23 protein-coding genes are annotated in these 20,314 nt (G+C 73.0%); 10 read left to right on the forward strand and 13 right to left on the reverse strand.

The features are described from left to right. Both NAG42_RS39500 and NAG42_RS39505 read left to right on the forward strand, forming a co-directional pair. A complete protein-coding gene (locus tag NAG42_RS39500; protein ID WP_250037556.1) occupies positions 1 to 837 on the forward strand; it encodes an undecaprenyl-diphosphate phosphatase in 837 nt (278 codons plus the stop codon). Further along, entirely contained in the window at positions 834 to 1,784 is a 951-nt protein-coding gene (locus NAG42_RS39505; RefSeq protein ID WP_250037557.1) for a DUF3626 domain-containing protein, read from the forward strand. The genes NAG42_RS39500 and NAG42_RS39505 overlap by 4 nt, the downstream gene beginning before the upstream one ends. Before the next feature lie 11 nt (positions 1,785 to 1,795). On the opposite strand, the gene NAG42_RS39510 is transcribed toward NAG42_RS39505, so the two are convergent. Together NAG42_RS39510 and NAG42_RS39515 are read right to left on the reverse strand one after the other, a co-directional pair. Then, positions 1,796 to 1,963, reverse strand: coding sequence for a hypothetical protein (locus NAG42_RS39510; protein WP_250037558.1), 168 nt, complete (start codon positions 1,961 to 1,963; stop codon positions 1,796 to 1,798). A gap of 69 nt (positions 1,964 to 2,032) precedes the next feature. Further along, positions 2,033 to 2,629 carry a TetR/AcrR family transcriptional regulator gene (locus NAG42_RS39515; protein WP_250037559.1) on the reverse strand — a complete coding sequence of 199 codons (597 nt, stop codon included), beginning with the start codon at positions 2,627 to 2,629 and terminating at the stop codon, positions 2,033 to 2,035. Positions 2,630 to 2,704: 75 nt separating this feature from the next. Between NAG42_RS39515 and NAG42_RS39520 the strand changes: the two genes are divergently transcribed. Both NAG42_RS39520 and NAG42_RS39525 read left to right on the forward strand, forming a co-directional pair. Further along, positions 2,705 to 3,214, forward strand: coding sequence for an NUDIX hydrolase (locus NAG42_RS39520; RefSeq protein ID WP_250037560.1), 510 nt, complete (start codon positions 2,705 to 2,707; stop codon positions 3,212 to 3,214). A gap of 125 nt (positions 3,215 to 3,339) precedes the next feature. Continuing rightward, positions 3,340 to 3,915, forward strand: a complete 576-nt coding sequence (locus tag NAG42_RS39525) for a hypothetical protein (RefSeq protein WP_250037561.1) — start codon at positions 3,340 to 3,342, stop codon at positions 3,913 to 3,915. 8 nt (positions 3,916 to 3,923) lie between these two features. Here NAG42_RS39525 and NAG42_RS39530 read toward each other — a convergent pair whose 3' ends face one another. The 5 genes from NAG42_RS39530 to NAG42_RS39550 all read right to left on the reverse strand — a co-directional run bounded on the left by NAG42_RS39530 (position 3,924) and on the right by NAG42_RS39550 (position 9,458). Next, positions 3,924 to 4,280, reverse strand: a complete 357-nt coding sequence (locus tag NAG42_RS39530) for a GntR family transcriptional regulator (protein ID WP_250037562.1) — start codon at positions 4,278 to 4,280, stop codon at positions 3,924 to 3,926. After that, a complete protein-coding gene (locus NAG42_RS39535) occupies positions 4,280 to 5,656 on the reverse strand; it encodes an MFS transporter (protein ID WP_250037563.1) in 1,377 nt (458 codons plus the stop codon). The genes NAG42_RS39530 and NAG42_RS39535 overlap by 1 nt, the downstream gene beginning before the upstream one ends. Positions 5,657 to 5,734: 78 nt before the next feature. Further along, entirely contained in the window at positions 5,735 to 6,214 is a 480-nt protein-coding gene (locus NAG42_RS39540; RefSeq protein WP_250037564.1) for a hypothetical protein, read from the reverse strand. After that, entirely contained in the window at positions 6,211 to 8,010 is a 1,800-nt protein-coding gene (locus NAG42_RS39545; RefSeq protein WP_250037565.1) for a dynamin family protein, read from the reverse strand. The genes NAG42_RS39540 and NAG42_RS39545 overlap by 4 nt, the downstream gene beginning before the upstream one ends. Continuing rightward, positions 8,007 to 9,458 carry a dynamin family protein gene (locus NAG42_RS39550; protein WP_250037566.1) on the reverse strand — a complete coding sequence of 484 codons (1,452 nt, stop codon included), beginning with the start codon at positions 9,456 to 9,458 and terminating at the stop codon, positions 8,007 to 8,009. Before NAG42_RS39550 ends, NAG42_RS39545 begins: the two co-directional genes overlap by 4 nt. Positions 9,459 to 9,726: 268 nt before the next feature. On the opposite strand from NAG42_RS39550, the gene NAG42_RS39555 reads away from it, so the two are divergent. Then, positions 9,727 to 12,771, forward strand: a complete 3,045-nt coding sequence (locus NAG42_RS39555; protein ID WP_438872517.1) for a LuxR C-terminal-related transcriptional regulator — start codon at positions 9,727 to 9,729, stop codon at positions 12,769 to 12,771. After that, complete coding sequence (locus tag NAG42_RS39560) at positions 12,768 to 13,313, forward strand: LuxR family transcriptional regulator (protein WP_250037568.1); 546 nt, start codon at positions 12,768 to 12,770, stop codon at positions 13,311 to 13,313. The genes NAG42_RS39555 and NAG42_RS39560 overlap by 4 nt, the downstream gene beginning before the upstream one ends. Before the next feature lie 40 nt (positions 13,314 to 13,353). Here NAG42_RS39560 and NAG42_RS39565 read toward each other — a convergent pair whose 3' ends face one another. From NAG42_RS39565 to NAG42_RS39580, 5 genes are all read right to left on the reverse strand, one after another. Beyond that, positions 13,354 to 14,199, reverse strand: coding sequence for an arylamine N-acetyltransferase family protein (locus tag NAG42_RS39565; protein WP_250037569.1), 846 nt, complete (start codon positions 14,197 to 14,199; stop codon positions 13,354 to 13,356). Further along, positions 14,200 to 14,859: an MSMEG_1061 family FMN-dependent PPOX-type flavoprotein gene (locus NAG42_RS39570; RefSeq protein ID WP_250037571.1), complete on the reverse strand. Its 660-nt coding sequence runs from the start codon at positions 14,857 to 14,859 to the stop codon at positions 14,200 to 14,202. 23 nt (positions 14,860 to 14,882) lie between these two features. Further along, entirely contained in the window at positions 14,883 to 15,329 is a 447-nt protein-coding gene (locus NAG42_RS39575) for a hypothetical protein (RefSeq protein WP_250037572.1), read from the reverse strand. Beyond that, positions 15,326 to 15,448: a hypothetical protein gene (locus tag NAG42_RS44660; RefSeq protein ID WP_284046564.1), complete on the reverse strand. Its 123-nt coding sequence runs from the start codon at positions 15,446 to 15,448 to the stop codon at positions 15,326 to 15,328. Before NAG42_RS44660 ends, NAG42_RS39575 begins: the two co-directional genes overlap by 4 nt. A 72-nt stretch (positions 15,449 to 15,520) precedes the next feature. Continuing rightward, the gene (locus NAG42_RS39580) at positions 15,521 to 15,961 is read right to left on the reverse strand and encodes a VOC family protein (RefSeq protein ID WP_250037573.1); all 441 of its coding nucleotides are present in this window, start codon (positions 15,959 to 15,961) and stop codon (positions 15,521 to 15,523) included. 36 nt (positions 15,962 to 15,997) lie between these two features. Between NAG42_RS39580 and NAG42_RS39585 the strand changes: the two genes are divergently transcribed. The 3 genes from NAG42_RS39585 to NAG42_RS39595 all read left to right on the forward strand — a co-directional run bounded on the left by NAG42_RS39585 (position 15,998) and on the right by NAG42_RS39595 (position 18,518). Then, complete coding sequence (locus tag NAG42_RS39585) at positions 15,998 to 16,603, forward strand: hypothetical protein (protein ID WP_250037574.1); 606 nt, start codon at positions 15,998 to 16,000, stop codon at positions 16,601 to 16,603. 126 nt (positions 16,604 to 16,729) lie between these two features. Continuing rightward, a complete protein-coding gene (locus tag NAG42_RS39590; RefSeq protein ID WP_250037575.1) occupies positions 16,730 to 17,584 on the forward strand; it encodes a phosphotransferase in 855 nt (284 codons plus the stop codon). A 70-nt stretch (positions 17,585 to 17,654) separates the two neighbouring features. Then, positions 17,655 to 18,518, forward strand: a complete 864-nt coding sequence (locus tag NAG42_RS39595) for a lysophospholipid acyltransferase family protein (RefSeq protein ID WP_250037576.1) — start codon at positions 17,655 to 17,657, stop codon at positions 18,516 to 18,518. A 299-nt stretch (positions 18,519 to 18,817) separates the two neighbouring features. On the opposite strand, the gene NAG42_RS39600 is transcribed toward NAG42_RS39595, so the two are convergent. Then, positions 18,818 to 19,606 (reverse strand): hypothetical protein, encoded by a 789-nt coding sequence (locus NAG42_RS39600; protein WP_250037577.1) that lies wholly within the window; start codon positions 19,604 to 19,606, stop codon positions 18,818 to 18,820. 95 nt (positions 19,607 to 19,701) lie between these two features. Between NAG42_RS39600 and NAG42_RS39605 the strand changes: the two genes are divergently transcribed. Beyond that, positions 19,702 to 20,208 (forward strand): GNAT family N-acetyltransferase, encoded by a 507-nt coding sequence (locus tag NAG42_RS39605; protein ID WP_250037579.1) that lies wholly within the window; start codon positions 19,702 to 19,704, stop codon positions 20,206 to 20,208. Positions 20,209 to 20,314: the final 106 nt, after the last annotated feature.

Genomic DNA, 20,314 nt, shown 5'->3' on the forward strand with positions numbered 1-20,314 from the left:
TTGAACATCTTCGAAGCGGTGCTGCTGGGCGCCGTTGAGGGCTTTACCGAGTTTCTGCCCGTGTCGAGCACCGGCCACCTGACGATTCTGGAGAAGTTGCTCGGTTATCGGATCGACGATCCGGCGATCACCGCGTTCACAGTGATCATCCAGTCGGGTGCGGTGCTGGCGACGATCATCTTCCTGCGCAAGGACATCGCCCGGGTGGTTCCGGCGTTCCTGGCCGGCCTGTTCGCCAAGGACAAGCGGGACAACCCGGACTTCCGGTTCGGGTGGGCGGTGCTGCTGGGCGCGATCCCGATCGTGATCGTGGCGTTGTTGTTCAAGGATCAGGTGGAGACGACGCTGCGCAGCCTGTGGTTCGTGGCGAGCGCGTTGATCCTGTGGTCGGGGGTGATGGCGTTCGCCGATCACGCGGCCACCCAGGTGAAGCATCAGGAGGATGTGACCTGGAAGGACTCTTTGATCATCGGCTTGGTGCAGTGTCTGGCGCTGATCCCCGGTGTGTCCCGGTCGGGCGCCACGATGTCGGCCGGTCTGTTGCGCGACTTCGATCGGGTGACGGTGACGAAGTTGTCGTTCTTCCTGTCGATCCCGGCGTTGCTGGGTGCGTCGATCCTGCAGGGCTTCGAGGAGGCCGGGAACATCTCGGCCGGGGTGGGCTGGACGAACACGCTGATCGCGACCGTGGTGAGTTTCGTGGTGGCCTATTTCTCGGTGAACTGGCTGCTGCGGTTCGTGTCGCGGCACTCGTACAGCATTTTCATCTACTACCGGGTGGCGCTGGGTGTGCTGCTGATGGTGCTGCTGGTCACGAACACCATCGAACCGAAGTGACCTCGCCCGGCGAGCGCGCCCTGCGGCATGTGCGGGAGTTGTTTCCCGCCGCCGGTCCGGCCGAGGTGCCGCCGGCCTCGATCACGGTCAACTTCCACCCGGACCGGTTGCTGGCCGACGGCCGGACGGTGGCCGAGCACCTGGCCGCCGAGGGTGTCTACCGCAGCCAGTTCGAGACGCGTATCTCCAACGGTGGCCTGACCGCGTTCGCCGGTGGTGACCGCGATGTGTGGGAGCAGCGCATGTTCCCCGGCGTCTACGACGGTGCGGCGGGCCGGCCGGTCTACGGTGCGCTCAACCTGGCCGGTTACCCGGACGGGGCGTCGCCACGGTTCGGCAGCTGCCACCTGATCCTGGCGCCGCACGTGTCGGCGCGGGCCACGTTCAGTCACGGTGACAGTTTCACCGAACCCACCGTGTTCGGTACGGCGGCCACGTTCGGTGCGGTGTGGGCGGCGCTGCTCGACGAGGTGTCACGCACCGGCCGGGCGCTCAACGTGGCGGCGGCGTCGCCGGCCGAGTGGGTGGCCGCGCTCGGTGCGGCCCGTCCGGGACCCGGGCGGGCGATGGACGACTACGTCGAGGCCCAGGTCCACGGCGGTCTCACCCTGGCCGGGGACGTCACGGCCGTCGTGGCCGACCCTTCCTTCCGCGGTACGGCGGTGGAGGCGCAGTTGCGAGGCCTGGGCACAGAGCTGCGGTGGGCGCCCGGCTTCGAACTGCCGGCCGACGAGTTCCCGGCTGACCTGAAAGGCCCGCAGGTGCCGCCGCTGGTGCGGGCGGTGGCCGACCACTACGGCCGCGATGTCCTGGACGCGGCCCTGGTCGGCCGGGCCACCCACGAACCGGCGACGTGGGGCGCTTTCGGCACCCCACCCGAGGTGCTGCAGCTACTCAAGTACGTGTGGCACATCCTGGTCATCCAGGGAGCACCAGCCACCCGTTGAGCCGCCCCCGGTCAGCCGGCCACCCGGTCAGCCGCCGCCACGCTGCCGGGTTCCCCGTCGACGGTGACCCAGGGGCCGACCGGCGAGGTCCAGGCGGGGCGGGCCGGCGGCGTGGTGACGGGATCGCAGCAGTCGTCCCGCGGCGGCATCCGCAGCGCGAGCGTCGGGCGTCCCGGCATCCCCTTGACGGCGGCGTTGTGGTTCAGCGCCCCGGCAGCCGCCGCGGCGAGCAGATGGACGCTGCTTGTTCACGTTCCAGGTGTGTCGTGGACACCAGGTGCCGTCCGGACCAGAGCCCCGTGCAGGAACAACGCGACAACGTGCTCGGCCCGGACCGGCTGAACCTCGTTCGGGACGCGTGTGCAGGACTGGGCCATGCTGAGGAACAGTTCGGCCAGGGTGGCAGAGGGCAGGCGCAGGTGGTGTTCGTCCGGCTCGAGCAACCGGGCGACAGCCGCCTGGAACTCGGGCTGGATGCCGAAACTCCGACGATCTGTACGGCCGGTCGGCTGGGCCGGGTGCTCGACAAGCTCGGTGCGGACACGCTCGGCGTACGCGCGGAGAATGTCGATCACCTGCAGCAGGCGGGCTTCGACCGGCTGGTCACCGCGGACCGCCTCCAGCCGCCGCACTTCCGCGGCCGGGTCCAGCGTCGCCATCATGTGTGCCGTCATGTCGGACACCCAGGCCTGCATGACCGCGTCCTTGTCGGCGAACATGGCCAGCAGTTCGGCCTCGTCGACACCCACCACCTCGGCGATCCGGCTGGTGGTCATCGTGTCCCATTCGCTGACCAGGTGCGTGACCGCCCGCACGACCCGGTGACGCAGTTGCTCCGAGCTCATCAAGGCCCCCGCCACGCACGCTAACAGGGCCCGGTGGGCGAGGACGGTTTGCGGTGATCCACTAGCGTCTGTCGCATGCCAGTTCCCGAGTACGTGACGCGGATGCGTGAGCACATCGGACACGACCTGCTCCTGCTGCCCGGCGCCGGCGCGGTGGTCCGGGACGAGCAGGGGTGGATCCTGCTGCTGCGGCGCTCGGACAACGGCCGGTGGTCGCTGCCGGCCGGGATGATCGAGCCGGGGGAGCAGCCGGCCGAGGCGATCCTGCGGGAGGTCGCCGAGGAGACCGGGGTGATCGCCGAGATCGAGAGCCTGGCCGGGGTGGCCACCCACCAGACCGAGTACCCCAACGGGGACAAGTGCTGCTTCCTGGCCGTGTGGTTCCGGTGCCGGGCCGTCGGCGGGGCGCCGCGCCCGGACGGTGACGAGTCGCTGGAGGTGGGGTTCTTCGCTCCCGACGCGTTGCCCCCGCTCGGCGAGTTCGCGGAGCTGCGGATCAGGACCACCGCCGAGGCGGGCGCTCCGGCCTGGTTCGCCGCGCCCGGCGAGACGTACGACGCGTTCGGCCCGGCTCACGGCCTCTGACCCACCGCGGGCCACTACGATGCCCCGCATGTGGTGCGAGACAGGTGCGGTCACGGTGGTCGCGCCGCGCATCGCGTCCGCCCCCTGGCCGGCCGGCACCGCCGCGGTCGAGGTCCCCTGAGCTGATGAGTCCGCAGCAGCTGGTGGTGGGGTTCTTCGCCGCGGCCGCGCTTGTCGCGGTGATCACGATGATCCTGCGCCGCCGCGGCCAGGAGGATCTGCTGGGCCGCCAGATGCGCGAGATGCAGGCGCGGGCCGCCGCCGCGGCGTCCTCGGACCCGGACGCCCACCTGCGGGACGCGGCCCCCGGGATCGCCGACGCCCGCATTCACGAAGGTGCGCCCGCCCCTGGTGAAGCCCCACCCGACGAACCGACTTCCGATGCGGAGCCGGTGTCGTCCGGCGCGCAATTCTCCGACGCCACCGCCGCACCGGACGGGGGGTCGTCCACGCCCGGCGGGGAACACGACGCCCTGGCCGACGCGACCGCCGCACCGGACGGGAGGCCGTCCGCGCCCGGCGGGCAGCACGACGCCCTGGCCGACGCGTTCGCCTGGCTCCGGATCGCGGCGCTCGTGGAAGCCGGGCAGCGCGAACAGGCGGTCGAGTTGCTCAGCACCACGATGGCCATCTCGGCCGGCGAGGCGGCGATGCTCGTCGACGGCCTGAGCGACGCGGGCGGTGAGCGTCCCCCCGGCTGACCGGTGGGTCAGAGGCCGAGGGCCGCCCGCACCAGCGCCAGCGCCGTCTCCGGGGGCACACCCAACCCGGACACCTTCTCCGCGTACGCGGCGGCCGCTTTCTGGGCCTGGGCCGAGGTGCCGGCCGCGCGGGCGGTGACGACGGTGCCCAGCCGGCCCCGGGTTTCCACGAGGCCGGCCAGTTCGAGCTCCCGGTAGGCTCGGGCCACCGTGTTCGCCGCCAGGTTCAGTTCCGCGGCCAGAGCCCGTACGGGGGGAAGCTTTTCTCCCGCGGCCAGCGAACCCTCGGCGGCCAGCGCCGCGATGCGCAGCCGCACCTGTTCGTACGGTGGTGCCGGCGAGGCCGGGTCGATGGTGATGTCCATCAGAGCAGTCTGGGGGGTGTGTTGCCGACCGCGGTGATGGCGCGGCGGATCGGGACGAAGGCCAGCAGCACACCACCGACGACGAAGAACACGACCAGCGAGATGATGCCGAGCCGGTAGCTGTCGGTGAGCTGGAAGATCAGGCCGAACAGCAGCGGGCCGAGCCAGCTGGTGCCCTTGTCGCTGATCTCGTAGAAGCCGTAGTACTCGCCTTCCTTGCCGTCCGGGATGAGCTGGGAGAACAGGCTCCGGCTCAGGGCTTGGCTGCCGCCCAGGACGATGCCGATGCCCGCGCCGAGCAGCATGAACGGCAGCGGTTCCCCGGCCGGCAGCCAGTACGCGGCGACGATGACGACCAGCCACAGGGCCAGGCTGAGCAGCACCGTCTTGCGGGCGCCGATCCGCGTCGCCAGTGCGCCGAGAGCCAGCGCGCCGCCGAAGGCCAGGAACTGCACGATGAGGATGGTGACGATCAGGGTGGACTGTTCGAGGTCGAGTTCCTCGCTGCCGAACTGGGCGGCCAGCGCGATGACGGTCTGGATGCCGTCGTTGTAGATCAGGTAGGCCAGCAGGAAGAACAGCGTCAACGGGTACGCCTTCAGGCTGCGCAGGGTGTGGCCGAGCTGTTTGAACCCGTCGGTGAGCACGTTCCCGCGGGAGGTGGCGGCGCCGGCCGCCGGGTGTTCCTTCAGCCAGCGCAGCGGGATCAGGGTGAACACGGCCCACCAGATGCCGGCGCTGACGATGCAGAACCGGGCGATGTCCAGGGTGCGCTGGTCGTCGCCGTCGACCGACAGCAGCATCACGGCGACCAGGTTGGCCGCGAGCAGCAACCCCCCGCCGAGGTAGCCGAGCGCCCAGCCGCGGCTGGACACCTTGTCCCGTTCGTCGGGGCCGGCCAGTTGCGGCAGGAACGAGTTGTAGACGACCACGGCCGCGCCGAACGCGATGTTCGCGATCAGGAACAGCAGGCCGCCCAGCCAGTACCGGTCGCCGGTCACGAACACCATGGCGATGGTGGCGGCGGCGCCGAGGAACGCGGCCCCGGCCAGCAGCGGCTTCTTCCGCGGCGCCCGGTCGGCGATCGCCCCCATGATCGGCAGGACGAACACGGTGAGCAGGACCGACAGCGACACCACGTACGGGTAGAAGGAGCCGGCGGCGACGGTGATCCCGAACGGGTGGACCCGGCCGGTGCAGTCGTCGGTGCCCAGCGGGCACCCGGCGGCGATCTCGGTGACCGTGGTCAGGAACGGGCCGAGGAAGACGGTCAGGACGGTCGTGGAGAAGGCCGAGTTGGCCCAGTCGTAGAAATACCAGCCGGTGCGCTCGCGCCGGGCGGGGGCGGCGGTCAGGTCGGTGCCGGGTGCGGCCATGTGCTTCGGCTCCAGGTGTCGATCGTCAGCGCCGAAACTATGTCACCCCGGTGCGAGCGGCGGGGAGAGGCCGGGTACTCAGTTTTCGCTGAACCACTTGGCCAGGGTGCTGATGGCCGGGTCGTCGGAGTCGGCCAGCGCGGCCCACGGGTCCTGCGCGGGGGGAAGGTCGACGCCGGCGTACTCGGCGAACTCCTCCGGGCGTACCGGGTCGGGAGTCTCGTCCAGTGCGGCGGCGGGCACGACACCGAGGCTGCCGGTGTCGATCCACGGGAACCCGTCGACCGGTTCGGGCAGCTCACCGACGTCGACCGCGGCCGGGAACACGTCCAGCGGTTCCTCGGCCACGACGTCGTCGGCCACCGGCTGGTCCTCGGCGGCAGGTTCCTCGTACGACGTGTCGTGGTGCTCGGCGAACTCCGGCGGCGACCAGTCGTGCTCGTCGTCGTCGTGGTGGTCCTCCGGTGGCGGCGGTTCGAAGCTGTGGTCGTCGGCGTGCGGCTCCTCGAAGACCGGGAAGTCGTCGTGGTGGTCGCCGAAGTCGTGGTGGTCGGTCATCGGTCCTCCTCGTCGTGGGGCACGGGGGTCAGGACCCGGGCCTTGGTCAGGGCCGTGTCGGCGGCGCGCAGTCTCGCGCGGACCCCGTCGAGCTCCTGTTGTGCGGCGGCGCGGCGTTTGGTGCGGCCGGCCGCGTCCTCGGCGGCGGCCGCGTCGATCTCGGCGATGTGCGCGTCGAGGTCCTTGAGGCGTTTCTCGACGGCGTCGTCGACGGCGACGCTGAGCGCGTACTGCAGGTCGGTGAACCGGTTGGCGATCTCGTCGGCCAGGGCGGCGCGGGCCTCACCGAGGACGTCGCGCAACCAGACCCGGGCCTGCTGCCGGTCGGTCTGGACCCGGCGGCGGTACAGCACGTACCCGCCGGCGGCCAGGCCCAGCCCGATCCCGGCCACCGGCACCAGCAGCCCCCCACCGACGGCCAGCACGGACGCGCCGAGGATCGCGCCCCGCCCGGCCATGAAGGCGATCCCGCCGGCGGACAGGGCGATCAGCAGGTTGTCGGCCGAGCCGTCGCGCGGCGGGGCGGCGTCCATCGCGTGGCGCAGGGTCGCGTTGAGCCGGCCCAGCATCTCGGCGCGTTCGGTCTGGTCGAACACCGACGCCAGCACTTTCTCACCGACCTGGGCGAACGTGTCCTCCAGGCGTTCGGACAGCTGCACGGCGACGGCCTGCAACTCGGCGTCGAGTTGCTCGGGCAGCCGGGCCAGGGCCTCCCCGCGCCCGGAGTCGATCCGCTCGGAGAACTCCTGCTGCACGGCGGCGATGCGGGTGCGCAGATGCCCGACGGTCTCCACCCGGGCGCGCTGGGTCTCGGTGCTCAGCAGCAGTGTCCACTGCCGCGACTCGGTGCGTTTGCGGGCCGCCAGGGCGGCTCGTTCGGCGCGCAGCTGCGCGGTCCGGGCCGGGTCGGCCTCCACCGCCCGTACGCGGTCGTGGGCGGCCTTTTCCAGCCGGGCCAGTTCACCGCGGCCGGCCCGCAGCACGTTGGCCAGTTGCAGCTGATGCCCGCGGCCGGCCAGTTCGACCAGGGCGTGCTGCAGCTCGGCGATCTTCGACGCGTCGACCAGGGCCGCCTGGTCGTCCGGTCCGGCGTCCACGGCCAGCTCGGCCAGGGCGGAGGACACGGCGAACCAGGCGGCGCCGGCGAACCGGGGCGCGTGCGCGCGCAGCAGCGCCTGGTTGTCGTCGAGGATCCGCCGCCACCCCGGATACGCGTCGATCTTGGTGAGGGCGAACACGACCGCGTCGACCCGTTGGCTCGCGGCGACCAGGAAGTCGAGCTCGGGCCGTGACAGCGGGGCCGACGCGTCGGCGACGAACATCAGCGCGGTGGCCCGGTCGACGGCGGCCAGCGCGACCGCGGTGTGCGCCGGGTCGAGCCCGCCCACCCCGGGGGTGTCGAGCAGGCTGACATAGCGTAGCAGCGGCGCCGGATGGGTGACCTCGATGCGGCGGGCCCGCTGCACACCGGTGGCCCATTCGGCCAGCCCGTCGATCACGATCGGCTCGGCCGAGCCGGGCAGCCACGCCCGGGCCCCGAACTCACCCGGCACGAACTGCAGGTAGGTGGCGGTGGCCACGGCCGCGTCGACCGGGGACAGGCCGGGCACCCCCAGCAACGCGTTGATCAGTGAGCTCTTGCCGCGTTTGGTCTCCCCGACGATGACCACCTCGGGCCGGGTCAACCGGCGGCGGCGCAACTCGGCCAGTTCGGCCCCCGCGTCCGGGTCGTGCGTGCGCACGTACGCCAGGGTGTCCTTGACCGTGGTGTCGAGGATCGCGGTGAGGTCGGTCATCGCCGCACCTGCTGGGCCAGCAGGTGGAAACCGCGGTGCGCGACCTGGGCGACCCGGGACTGCGCGGGCCCGGCCCCGGCGACCGCGTAGACCCGCCACCGGTTGGCCGCGGCCACCGCCGCGGTGGCCAGCTCGTCGGCGCCGGCGTCGGGCAGCCGCAGGATCCACCGCGGATCCTCCGAGGTGGCCAGCCGGGTCAGTTCCTGCTCCCACTGCATCGGCATCGGCACCGAACCGGTGGCGACCCGCTGCGCCGCGTCGAGCAGCCGCAACCGGTGATAGGCGGGGTCGCGCAGCAACCGCTCCACCGCGCCGCGCAACCGCTCCCGGTCGTTCTCGTCGCGGGTGTGCCCGGCCAGGCGTTCCAGGCGGGCCAGCGCCCACCCGGCCTTGATGGCGTCCGAACGCCACCGGAACGTCTCCTGCAAGGTGTGCTGCAACCGGGGGAACCCGGACGCGGCGACCAGGCGGCGCACCAGCTCCCCGGTGGACACGTCCGGCTCGGCGGCCAGCTGGGCCAGCGCGAAACCGATCCCGTACAGGTCGAGCGCGCCCAGCAGACGCTCGCGCTGCTCGGCGCCGAGCACGGTGGCCCGGGACCGGAACAGGTCGGCCGATGCCAGGATCAGCTTGAGCTGCCCGGCCGGCAGAGCGGCCAGCTGCTTCAACGCGTCCCGGTCGGCGCCGGTCAACCGGCCCGACTCCCCGGTCTCGGCCAGCAGGCCCACCACCGGCACGACGTCGGAGACCGTCCGGGCCAGCAGCGCGCCCTGTTGCTCGGCCAGCGGCGCCGCGACCGGCCACGGGTCACCGGCCCCACCGACCAGCGTGTCGACCTTGCCGAACACGCCCAGCGCGTTGATCGGGCTCGACGCCAGCCGGGCCGAGGCATCCCGGAACGCCTCCAGCGCCCGCACGTCATCGGCCCGCACCGCCTGGGTGAACACGTAGACCACGGCCTCGGCCGCGGCGACCTCCCCGGCCGAGTCGGCGTCGATGTCGGCGTCGAACGGGGCGGTGGACACCCCGACGGCCTCCTCGGCGCGGGCACTGACCACCGTGTCGGTCGACGCCAGCCCCGGGGTGTCGACCACGGTCAGCTCGCGCAGCTTCTCACTGGTGAGGGTGACATCCACGAACGCCACCCGGGACGCGGGCACCCCGAGGCGTTGCGGGATCATCCCGTCGTCGTCCAGTGGCAGGCTCTTACGCTGCCCGTCGCGGCACACCACATCGACCCGGTCGGCCGTCCCGTACCGGAACCGGGTGACCACCCGGGTGCACTCACCGACCGCCGTCTGCGCCACCCGGCGCCCGATCAACGCGTTGACGAGTGTCGACTTTCCGGCTTTCAACCGCCCCGCGATCGCAACGCGTAGCGGCTCGCCGAGACGATCGCGGATCTGAATGAGCTGGTGACCGGCCTCCGCACCGACACGGGACGCCATTTCGTCACAGAGCGTCGCTACGCTGGCGCTCAGCGGGCCGCTCACCACGACTCGTCAGCCAGGCACACTGTCGGAGAGAATGTGCAGACCACGGCGGGTGTCACTGCCGGCCCTCCTCGCGTGTCGGGGCGGGCCGTCAGATCCCGCCCGCCGCAGGCACAGCCTACGGACCGCGCACGAGCAGGGGATCCCGTGTTCGTGCCACGCGCACCACGACGAAAGACAGGGGAGGGCTCAGGTGGCGGAAGCGCTGCGTCAGGCCGCCGCCATGCTGCAACGCCCCGGGCTCGTCGTCCTGACCGGCCCGCCCGGCAGCGGCCGGAGCACGGCGCTGCGCGAGATCACCGCCGCGGTGGCCGGCCCGGTCCAAGCGGGCGGTGGCCTGGCCATGCTGCAGACCGTGCCCGCCCTGGCCCTGTCCCGGGCCGTCCGCGCCCGGCTGCCCGCCGACGACGTGCACCTGCTGGCCGAGGCCGTCCGCTCCCGGGTCCGCGGCGGCCTGCTCGTCCTCGACGACGTGCACTACGCCGACCCGGCCACCCTGGCCGCGCTGCCCCTGCTGGCCGCGCACTGCCGGGTCCTGACCGCCCTGCGCACCCCGCACCGGCTGCCCGCCGAAGCCCTGGAAGCGTTACGCGCGGCGGCGACCGGCTGGATCGAGGTGCCCCCACTGGACCGGGTGGCCGCGCTCGAGCTGGCCCGCCGCACCGCCGGCAACCTCGACGAGAGCACCCTGGCCGCGGTGACCGACCGGGCCGGCGGCAACCCCCTCGCGATCACCGCGCTGGCCCGGCAGGCCGCGGCGGGCCGGGCCGCGTCCGGGCCGGGCATCGACCAGGTCGCGTACGCCATCGCGACCGCCCTGGCCGACCTGCCCCGCCCGGCCCGCACCGCCCTGGCCGCGCTCGGCCTGCTCGGCCGGCCCGCCCCGGCCGCCCTGCTCGGCCCCGGCGCCACCGACCTGCTCACCGCCGGCCTGGTCGCGCCCGCGTCCGCCCTGCTCGGCGCCCCAGCATCATCCGGTCCGCGGCCACCGCGCGCCGCGGCTGCGGCTGCGGCTTCCGTCCCGGACCCGGCAGCACGCGGTCCGGTCACCTCGCCGGGGTCGGCTGCCTTGCCGGGGTCGGCCGCCTTCTTGCCGGGATCGGCGGCCCCGCCGGGCTCCGCTGCCTCGGGCGGCTCCGTCGTCTCCGTGGGCGGCGCTGCCGAGGGGGAGATGCTGCTGCCGGTGTCGACCTATGTGGCGGAAACCGCGGCCGGGCTGCTCGACGCGCCCGCCCGGGTCGAGCTGCACACCCGGCTGGCCGAGCTGACCCCGCCCGCCGAAGCAGCCCGGCACCTCGCGGCCGCCGGGGACTTCGCCGGTGCGCACCGGCGGGCGCTGGTCGCGGCCGACCACAGCACCGGCGGCGACCGGGCGGCCCTGCTGCTGTTCGCCTGCGAACTGGACGTGCCGGTCGACCCGCGGGTCCGGATCGCCGCGGCCGACGCGGCCCTGACCGCCGGCCGGCCGGCCGCCGCGGCGCGGGTGCTGCAGACCGGTGAACCGCTCGGACCGGAAGCCGACGTGCTGCTCGGCGAAGCGCTGTTGCAGGCCGGGGACCCGGCGGGAGCGCGGGCCGCCGTGCGGCTGGTCCCCGACGCGGCCACCGGCCCGGTCCTGTCCGGACGCGACCGGGTGCTGCTGCTGGCCGAGCTGGCCACCGACCCGTCGGCCGCCCAGGACCTGGCCGGCAAGATCAGCGCCCGGCACGCGCAGCCGTCGCCCGGTGTGGCGGCCGCGCTGGCCGCGGTGCAGGCCCATTTCCGTACGCCGGGGTGGGACACCGCCCTGGCCGCGGCCACCGCCGGCGGTGACCCGCTGATCAGCCGCTGGTCGGCGTGGCTGCTGGTCGAACAGCTGGCCGCCGACGGCCGGCTCACCGAATCGGCCGACGTGGCCCTGGCCGCCGCCCGGGACAGCGCCGCCGACCTGGCCTACGGCTGGCAGACCCGCTTCGCCGCCGCCGCCGACTGGGCCCTGGCCCTGCACGGCTCCATCCCCGGCGACGTCATCACCACCACCATCCCGGACTCCGCGTCCACTGCGGGCGCTGCACCCCCCGCGCAAATCCCCGGCCGAGCCTCCGACGGTTCCCTGCCCACCCCCGCGCCGGGTCCGGCCGACGGTCTTTCCCCCGCGCATATGCCGGACGGTGGTCTCTTTCTCGTGCACACGCCGGGCCCGGATGGCGGTTCTCCTGCCGGGCATATGCCGGGCGGGGCCAACAGTCCTTCCGGTGCTGATGGGCCTGCAGCGGCCGGGCCGGTGAGTGCGGGTGCTGGTTTCCCCGCGCCCGGCGGGGCCAACAGTCCTTCCGGTGCTGACGAACCCGTCGCGGTCCCGATGGCAGGTGTGGGCGGTCGTTCTCCCGCGCCGGGCACGGCCGGCGGTTCTCCCGGTGCGCAGGGGGCTGTTGCGGCGCGGATGTGGGACGGGGCTGACGGCGTACTGAAAAGGGCCTCGAACCTGACCGACCGCGCGTTGCCGGACGAGGCGCGCGGCTACGCGACCGCGGCGGCGGCGCTGATCGAGGCCGACACCGGGCTGCTCGCGGCGGCCCGGGCGCACCTGGACGGCGGGCCCGCGCATCCGGCCATCGCGTGGGTGGCTCAGGAGACCGCCTGGCTCGACGGGCAACCGGACCGCGCCACCCAGAGCGGCCCGGCCGCCGCCGAGACCGGGCTGCTGGCCGGGTTGCACGCCATCACCGCCCGGTGGGCGGCGCACGACCTGGGGGAGTTCACCGCGGCGCCGATTCCGGGCGGGCTTCCGGGCGCCGCCCGGCGTACGCTGACCGCCTGGGCCACCGGGACCGGCTTCACCGCCGCCGCGGACACCTGGCGGCCCGTCGCCCTGCGCGAGCGGATCCGCTGCCTGCTCGCCGCCGGGGTGACCGACACCGACCCGGCCCGGGCCGTCGCCGCGCTGCTCACCGCGGAGCAACTCGCCGACGCGGCCGGGCTGACCGTGCTGGCCGGACGGGCCCGCCGCGGGTTGCGGCGCCACCACGTGCACCGCGACACCCGCAGCCCCCGCTCGGGTGACCAGCTGACCCGCCGCGAGACCGACGTCCTGCGGCTGGTCGCCGCCGGGGAACCCACCCGCCGGATAGCCGGGCAGCTCGGCATCTCGGCCGAGACGGTCGACACCCACATCCGCGCCGGGATGCGCAAGCTCGGAGCCCGGACCCGTACGGAAGCAGCCGCCCTGGCCTTCGCCACCCACCCGGAAGAGACCGACACGAATGACACGTACAAGGATGGCCGGTGACCAGACAGCCCGACGCTCCTCGCCACGTCGTCGCCAACCACGGCGACGCCGACACCGTGCTGCGCAGACTGACCCGCGACGGCTGGGTGGCCCGCGACGGCTTCGCCCTGCCCGACCCGGCGTGGGATGTCACCGGCAGCCGCCTGGTCCTGCACGGCCGGGTCGGCGACCCCGACACCCTGCAACTGGCGGTCCTGGCCGCCGCCCGGGGGGCGGGCATCGTCGCGATCTGCGACTTCGAATCCGCCCTGGGCCGGGCCCTGGTCGACGACCTGGCCCGGCTCGGCCCGGTCAACCAGGGCCTGACCGAACCGGTGGGGGGTGACACCGCGGTGACCGACCTCGTCCCCGAACAGCGGGCCCTGCTCGACCGGCTCGCCGCCGGTGACACGATCGCCGCGGCCGCCGCCGCCGAGTTCCTGTCCCTGCGGACCGCGAACCGGCGGATCGCCGAGGCCCGGGCTTTGTTCGGTGTCCGCACCACCCGGGAGGCCGTCCTGGCCTACCTGCGCCAGCGCGGCGCACCACCCCGCCAGCACTGAGAGATCCCCGCGACGACCGGCTCGGCCGCCAACGAGCCCGTCACACCTCGCTCAGCCACCGCTCGTGCGCGGTGACGAGCCGCCGCCACAGCGCGGCCTTCTCCTCCGGCGTGACGTCGCTGAGAGTGAGCCCGAAGACATCACCCAGCGCACCGAAGTAGTCGTCCGGCTCCTGCAGGACCGTCCGGGTGCCGGCCGAGCCGACCCGGGTGAGTGTCAGCCCCCGCAGAATGTCAGCTCCCGCGCTGTCGCGGCGCTGCACCGTCGCCGTCCGGACGAACACCGACTGCGGTGACGTCGACAAATGCTCGTGCTTACCGGTAAAAGCGGTCATCGGCACCGCCCCGGGCCGGAAATCCATGCCGGCGAACCCGCCGCGCTCGTCGTGGTCGAACCGCCAGCCTCCCGCCTCGGCCTCCGACGGCCGCAACCCGTAGGTGAACGGCCCCTGCCGGTACACGCCCTCAGCCAACGGCAACGGTTCGTACAATCCGTCACCCATCCCCAGATCGACCAGCCACCGTCCGTCCGGACCGGACACGGTGAGCACCAGATGGTTGCCGCTCGCCCCGGCCGACGGATCCGCGTGCCCCTGCACCCCGCCGACATGCCGGGTGACCTGATAGCCGAGCGCTTCCAGCAGCCCCGCGAACGCGCCGTTGAGGTGGAAGCAGTACCCGCCACGCCCGCGCAGGATCCGCTGCGCCGATTCCCCCGGGTCCACCGTCGTGCGCCGCCCGAGCCAGATCTCCAGGCACTCGTACGGGACCCGCTCGGCGTGCGCCCGATGCAGAGCGAACAATCCGGCCGTGCCCGGTGGTGTCCCGGCCAGCCCGGTCAGCCGGAGCCGCCGCAGGTAGCCGTCCACGTCGATCCCCGTGGCCACCTACTGGTACCGGTACTTCAACGCGTCGGCCTCCGTCTGCTCGATGTCGGCGATCGTCAGCCCGGGCATCCGCAGCTGGGCCAGGGTCACCTCAGCCGAGGTCGGCTGGGCGTCGGCCGGCAACCACTGATCCGGTTTCCAGGCGGCGCCGCGCAGCAACGCCTTGGGGCAGTGCGGGTAGACCTCCTCGATCCCCACCACCAGCGCACTGGCCGGTGGTTTACCCACGGCGGTCAGCTGCGACAGCAGATCGGGGCGGGTCGACACGCAGGCCCGGCCGTTGAGCCGCAGCGTCGTGGTGCGCCCCGGGATGACGAACAGCAACCCGGCCCGGCCGGTGGCGATCACGTTCTGCAGGCTGTCCAGCCGCTTGTTGCCGGTCGCGTCCGGGATCGCCACGGTGGTCGCGTCCAGGACGGAGACGAAACCGGCCGGACCGCCGCGCGGGGAGACGTCACAGTTGCCGTCGGCGTCCACGCTGGCCACGAAGACCAGGGAGGAACAGCTGATCAACTGCCGGGTCTGGTCGGTGAGCTCGGTCATCTGCTTACGGACGGCGGGTTCGCCGGGCATCGCGTACACCCGGCGCAGGGTCTCCTCGTCGGACACCGCGTCCAGGCGCAGCGAGTCGAAAACGTTCGGGACACGGGTGACCGTCATACCGCCGACCCTAAACGGAGCTCTCAAATGCCCTCGGCGAACGCCGCCCGGATGCTGTCGCCGTACGCGTCGCCGGACAACGCGCCCAGGTGGGCCTGCCCCAGGTCGAAGTGCCGGCGGGCGGCGGCCTGGTCACCGAGGCGGCGGTAGTCCACGGCCAGGTTCAGGTGCAGCGACGGCAGCAGGGCGTTCCTTCCGCCGGCGTTGCCCCGGTCGACGGCCTGCCGGTCGGTCAGCTCGTCCAGGAAGGCCAGCGCCCTCAGGTCCCAGGCCAGTTCGTCCTCCGGGGTGTCCTGGACGTCGGCCAGCGAATGGGCGAGGAACACCTTGAGGAACGGGTCGTTGCCGCCTTCCACCTCGGCGATCAGCGACTCCAGCAGGGCTCTGGCCTGCGGTGCGCGGCCCTGCTCCCGCAACGCGATCCCACGGCGGATCGTCGCATAGGCCGGCGACTCGGGCGACGTCGTCATGGGCGCTCCCCAGCCTGCGTCATCGCCCGGCCGTGGCCCTTGCGGCGCAACGGCGCCGGGTCGATCAGGCTCAGTGCGAAGTGCTCCTCGGTCATCGGTTCGAGCTGCACACTGCCCATGACGGGAAACCCTAGCGGCCTGGGCCGGACGCCATGGACCCCAGGAACACGAGAGGGGCTCCTGTGGACGGCTCAGCCGAAGGACAGCAACGCGCCTCGGGTGTCGAAGCGGGCCGAGCCGGCCCAGGCGATCTCCCACCGGTTGCCCTCAGGGTCGGCGAAGTAGCCCGACCGGCCACCCCACGGACGGTCGACGGGGGGTGCCACGGCCGTCGCCCCGGCCGTCACCGCGGCCGTGAAAGCCGTGTCGACCTCGGCGGGGGAGTCGACGTTGCAGGCCAGCGTCACCCCGGACCAGGACCCGGGCTGCCCGGCACCGCCGGGGACGGCCTCGGCGGCCAGCTCATCGACCGGATACAGCGCGAGCAGGACGCCGCCGAGCAGGAAACCGGACCAGGTGTCGTCACCGCCGGGCAGCTCGGGCCAGGCCAGCGACCGGTAGAAGATGCGTAACGCGCCCACGTCGCGGGCGCCGAGGGTCACGACGGTCAGCCGTGCGGGGATGCCAGCCATGCGGTCATCCTGCCGTGGGGGTACGACAATGGCCGGGTGGACGTCTACTGGATCGGTGGGGGCAGTGGTGGCGGCAAGTCCACGATCGCGCGGCGGCTCGCCCGGCGGCACGGGCTGCGGCTTTACGACACCGACGCGGTCATGCGGGGACACGCCGCGCGCAGCGACCCGGCCACCAGCCCGCACCTGGCCGCGTTCCTGACCATGAGCATGGACGAAAGGTGGCTGCGACCGCCCCGGATCATGCTGGACACGTTCCACTGGTTCCGCGGGGAAAGCTTCCAGCTGATCCTGGACGACCTGGCCGCGCTGCCACCGGGACCACCGGTGATCGCCGAAGGGTTCCGGCTGCTGCCCGAGCTCGTACCCCGGCCCGCCCGCGCCGTGTGGCTGCTGCCCAGCCCCGCGTTCCGGCGGGCGGCGTTCGACAGCCGTGGCTCGACCTGGCAGATCGCGGCACAGACCAGCGACCCCGGCGCCGCGCTGGCCAACCTGCTGGAACGCGACGCGTTGTTCACCGAGCGGCTGCGCGCCGGCACCCGGCGGCTCGACCGGCCGGCCATCGACGTCGAACCGGGCATGACCGAGAACGATCTCAGCGCCCGGGTCGAGGCGGTGCTCGGCCTGAAAGAACACACCTGACCCCCGTACGGGAAGAAAGCGTGACCAAAACGCCCGGAGTGCGTCAGATGCCGGACAACACCGGGTGGACATCGGCGATAAAGTCTTGCGCGCTATGCGTTTGTCGTCACCCGGGCGGGGGCCGAAGTGACCGGAACGGTCGACCGTGCGTGGCCCCGGACCGCCCGCCTGGACGCCCCACGGATCATCGAGCGGATCGCCGACATCACCGGCGTCCAGCTGATCCTGGAGGGCCCGGCACCCGGCGGTGAGGTCGGCGCCGCCTACGTGCGCTGGCCCGACGGGCGCCGATCCGTGCTGACCGAGGGACGCTCCCGCAGCGGCCCCCTCGTCGACCGCGCCCGCCGCGCCGGCGTGCCCACCGCCCGCCACGAGCTCGCCGCCCACGTCGACGGCGCCCGCGTCATCGTCCAGCAACGACTCCCCGGCACCCCACCGGCCGCCGTCGACGCTCACCTCGTCCGGCAGATGCTCGCCCTCAACGACCGGCTGGCCGGCATCCTCGTCGACGACCCCGCCCCGAAACCAGCCGACCTCTATCTGACCGGCGACGGCCCCGGGTTCTGCCTGCACGAACCGCTCGCCGGGCACAGCACCCGCTCGGCCGCCCTGCTCGAGCGCATCCACGCCGTCGGCGCCGCCAACGGATCAGCCATGGTCGGCGACGACCTGGTGCACTTCGACTTCCACCCCGGCAACGTGCTCGTCGACGACGGCCACGTCACCGGGCTCATCGACTGGGACGGCGCCGCCCGCGGCGACCGCCACTTCGACCTGGTCACCCTGCGGTTCTGGCTCACCGGCCGCGGCGACGACCTGACCACCCCGATCGACCGGCGCCTCGACGCCGTCTCCCCGCGCCGCCGCGACACCTACTGGGCCCACGTCAGTTTGCGCATGGTCGACTGGTCCATCCGCCACCACGACGACACCGCCGTCGAGCACTGGCTGACCGTCGCCGAATCCGGCTTCCCCGAGTGACGCGAGTGACTGCCCTCAGCCACCCGGATGACCCGGGACCCGGCCCCCGGCGTGCGATCATTGCCGCCTGATGGACAGCACCTCCACCCCGCTGATGTGGCGGTTCATGCTCGCGCTCTCCCGCGTGGTCGTGTTCCCGTTGGCCCGGCTCCGCGTCTCCGGTGACATCCCGGCCGATCTGCGCACCGGCCCGCTGATCCTCGCGGCCAACCACGTCAGCCCGTTCGACCCCGTCGTGATGACCGCCGCCTGCCACAAAGCCGGCATCGCCCCCCGCATCCTGGCCACCGGCGGCCTCTTCGACGCCCCCATCGCCGGCGCCGCCATGCGTGCCGCCGGGCACATCCGCGTCGACCGCAACACGACCCGCGTCGCCGACGCCCTGCCCGCCGCCGCCCAAGCCCTCGCCGACGGCGCCCTCGTGCTGGTCTACCCCGAAGGCCGCATCGGCCTCGACCCGTGGATGTGGCCCGAACGCGGCAAGACCGGCGTCGCCCGCATGGCCGCCGCCGCCCACGCCCCCGTCCTCCCGGTCGCCCAATGGGGAGCGCACGCCGTCCTGCCCTACGACACCCCGAAGCACATGCTGCGCTCGGTGCTGCGAGCCATGCTCCGCCGCCCGATCGTCCACGTCCGCTTCGGCACCCCGGTCGACCTGTCCGCAGTCACCGGCACCCCCGGCGCCCAAGCCATGCAGGCCACCCGCCTGATCATGGACGGCATCCACGACACCCTGATCCCGCTGCGCCCCGGGGAGCTCGAAACCCCCCGCTTCGTCGACCGGACCCGAGCCCACGACGTCTCCCGGGTCCGCCCCCGCCGGCCCACCCCGCCGCAGCCCCCAACCGTCGACGACCGCGCACCGGAACCGGCCGCCCACCCCCGCCGCGCGATCTTCCGCCGCCGGGCCGGCACCCACGCCAACCAGCCCTGAGCCGACAGCCGGGTGCATCACTTCAGCGCGCCGGTCTCACCGCGCTCGTCCTGCCCGCCGCGGCTGCCGAACTGGCGACCGCCCACTGGCGTCGGATGACACCGCTGTGTTGCCGCAGACCACCGACGGGCTGCGGTCGCGGCCGGCGCGCGGCCCGCACGACTGCCTAGAACGCCCGCTGCCGGCCTCAACCGGCGGCGGTCACGGCTTCTCGGTCAGCCGAGCCTCGACCTCAGCCAACTCGGCCTGCGGCCCGCACGACTGCTTGGAATGCCCGCCGCCGCCTCAACCGGCGGCGGTCACGGCTTCTCGGTCAACTCGGCCAGCCGCGCCTCGACCTCAGCCAACTCGGCCCGCAACCGCCGCGCCTGCTCCTCAGCCTCGCTGCGCTCCGCCGACAAAATCAGCTCCACCGCCTCCTGCACCCCGGGCACGTCGACCAGCGCCACCATCCGCAACGCCTCAGCCGGCCGGACCACATAAGGCTTGGCCAGCACCTTCGAACCCTGCGAAGCCGCCACCGTCCACTCGCCCTCGCCGTAGGCCAACGTCACCGTCAACGCCGGCGGCGGTTTCGGTTTCGCCGACCGGCCCGCCGCCTTCCGGGGCCCAGGAGCCGCCGTCACGTCATCGCCACCCTTCCGCGGCGCGGGAGCGCCCGCCCCGCCCTCACCGCCGGCCGCCTTGCCCACCGGCGACCCGCCGGCCCCACTGACCGCCGCTTCACCCGACCCGTTGACCGCCGCGGGCACTTTCGGCGCCACCCGTTTCGCACCGGGCGCCGGCTGATCGAGAACAAACGCCGGCCCAGCCGGAGCCGCCGGCCCGGGCGCCGCCGGGACCGCCGCCTTACGCGCGGTCGCACCCCGCGGCGCCACCCGCAGATCACCGGGGGAGAAGGGCAACTCATCCCGGCCGAACCGCACCACCACCCACTCGTCCGACGAAGCCGGATCACCCAGCTCGATCACCTGACCGAGCTGACCCGCCATCTGCCCGGCCCCCTCGGTGAACTGGACCCGAGGCTTACGCCCGGCCGCCAGCCCGTCCCGGATCGTCTGCAACTCGTCGGTGCTCAGCCCAGCCATCACGTCAGCCCTTCCACGGCTTCGAACATCTGTATGACACTTCTACCAGGTGCCCCCGACATTCCCGCGAGACGCCCCGCTGAAAGATTGCAGTCATGGCACTGGAGACGAACCGCCTGCTGTTGAGACCCTGGCGGGTGGCCGACGCGGCCGTCCAGCACGAGCTGTGGACCGAACGCGACCCCCGAGTGCCGGCACACCGCCGCATCGACGCCGACGGGCACCCCACCGTCGCGGAGCTCGCCGACCGGATCCGCGCCGAGCCACCATCGCCGATCCGGCTCCTGGCGATCGAGCGCAGATCCGCCGGTGACGTCGTCGGGTACTGCGGGCTGATCGACGGCCGCCGAGGAGCGGACGGTGAACCGGAACTGGCATTCGAACTACTACGCCGATCCTGGGGCCAGGGATACGCGACCGAAGCCTCCCTCGCCGTCCTCGATCAGGCCAGATCATCCGGGTACCACCGCCTGTGGGCCACGGTCCGGGACTGGAACACCGCATCCCGCCGCGTCCTGGCCAAACTCGGATTCGTCGAGACCGGCCACCCGGAAGCCGACGCGGTGCACGGGGCCATGCTGTTCGTCACCCGGCAGCTCTGAGGTGGGATGCGGCGACAACCCGCACCCGTCATCCTGAACCTGGCCCGCCTGGCCCCCGACCGGATCAACCGGCTCATCCTGCTCGACCCCGGCCTGGCCCTGCCCC

The organism is Paractinoplanes maris, assembly GCF_023544465.1.
Taxonomy (GTDB): Bacteria; Actinomycetota; Actinomycetes; order Mycobacteriales; family Micromonosporaceae; genus Actinoplanes; species Actinoplanes maris.

Excerpts from the sequence above, each read along its gene's own strand:
- NAG42_RS39510 (WP_250037558.1), bottom strand. The coding sequence starts at position 1,963 with ATGCCGGGACGCCCGACGCTCGCGCTGCGGATGCCGCCGCGGGACGAC.
- NAG42_RS39515 (WP_250037559.1), bottom strand. The coding sequence starts at position 2,629 with ATGAGCTCGGAGCAACTGCGTCACCGGGTCGTGCGGGCGGTCACGCAC.
- NAG42_RS39520 (WP_250037560.1), top strand. The coding sequence starts at position 2,705 with ATGCCAGTTCCCGAGTACGTGACGCGGATGCGTGAGCACATCGGACAC.
- NAG42_RS39525 (WP_250037561.1), top strand. The coding sequence starts at position 3,340 with ATGAGTCCGCAGCAGCTGGTGGTGGGGTTCTTCGCCGCGGCCGCGCTT.
- NAG42_RS39530 (WP_250037562.1), bottom strand. The coding sequence starts at position 4,280 with ATGGACATCACCATCGACCCGGCCTCGCCGGCACCACCGTACGAACAG.
- NAG42_RS39535 (WP_250037563.1), bottom strand. The coding sequence starts at position 5,656 with ATGGCCGCACCCGGCACCGACCTGACCGCCGCCCCCGCCCGGCGCGAG.
- NAG42_RS39540 (WP_250037564.1), bottom strand. The coding sequence starts at position 6,214 with ATGACCGACCACCACGACTTCGGCGACCACCACGACGACTTCCCGGTC.
- NAG42_RS39545 (WP_250037565.1), bottom strand. The coding sequence starts at position 8,010 with ATGACCGACCTCACCGCGATCCTCGACACCACGGTCAAGGACACCCTG.
- NAG42_RS39550 (WP_250037566.1), bottom strand. The coding sequence starts at position 9,458 with ATGGCGTCCCGTGTCGGTGCGGAGGCCGGTCACCAGCTCATTCAGATC.
- NAG42_RS39555 (WP_438872517.1), top strand. The coding sequence starts at position 9,727 with ATGCTGCAACGCCCCGGGCTCGTCGTCCTGACCGGCCCGCCCGGCAGC.
- NAG42_RS39570 (WP_250037571.1), bottom strand. The coding sequence starts at position 14,859 with ATGACGGTCACCCGTGTCCCGAACGTTTTCGACTCGCTGCGCCTGGAC.
- NAG42_RS39575 (WP_250037572.1), bottom strand. The coding sequence starts at position 15,329 with ATGACGACGTCGCCCGAGTCGCCGGCCTATGCGACGATCCGCCGTGGG.
- NAG42_RS44660 (WP_284046564.1), bottom strand. The coding sequence starts at position 15,448 with ATGGGCAGTGTGCAGCTCGAACCGATGACCGAGGAGCACTTCGCACTG.
- NAG42_RS39580 (WP_250037573.1), bottom strand. The coding sequence starts at position 15,961 with ATGGCTGGCATCCCCGCACGGCTGACCGTCGTGACCCTCGGCGCCCGC.
- NAG42_RS39595 (WP_250037576.1), top strand. The coding sequence starts at position 17,655 with ATGGACAGCACCTCCACCCCGCTGATGTGGCGGTTCATGCTCGCGCTC.
- NAG42_RS39600 (WP_250037577.1), bottom strand. The coding sequence starts at position 19,606 with ATGGCTGGGCTGAGCACCGACGAGTTGCAGACGATCCGGGACGGGCTG.
- NAG42_RS39605 (WP_250037579.1), top strand. The coding sequence starts at position 19,702 with ATGGCACTGGAGACGAACCGCCTGCTGTTGAGACCCTGGCGGGTGGCC.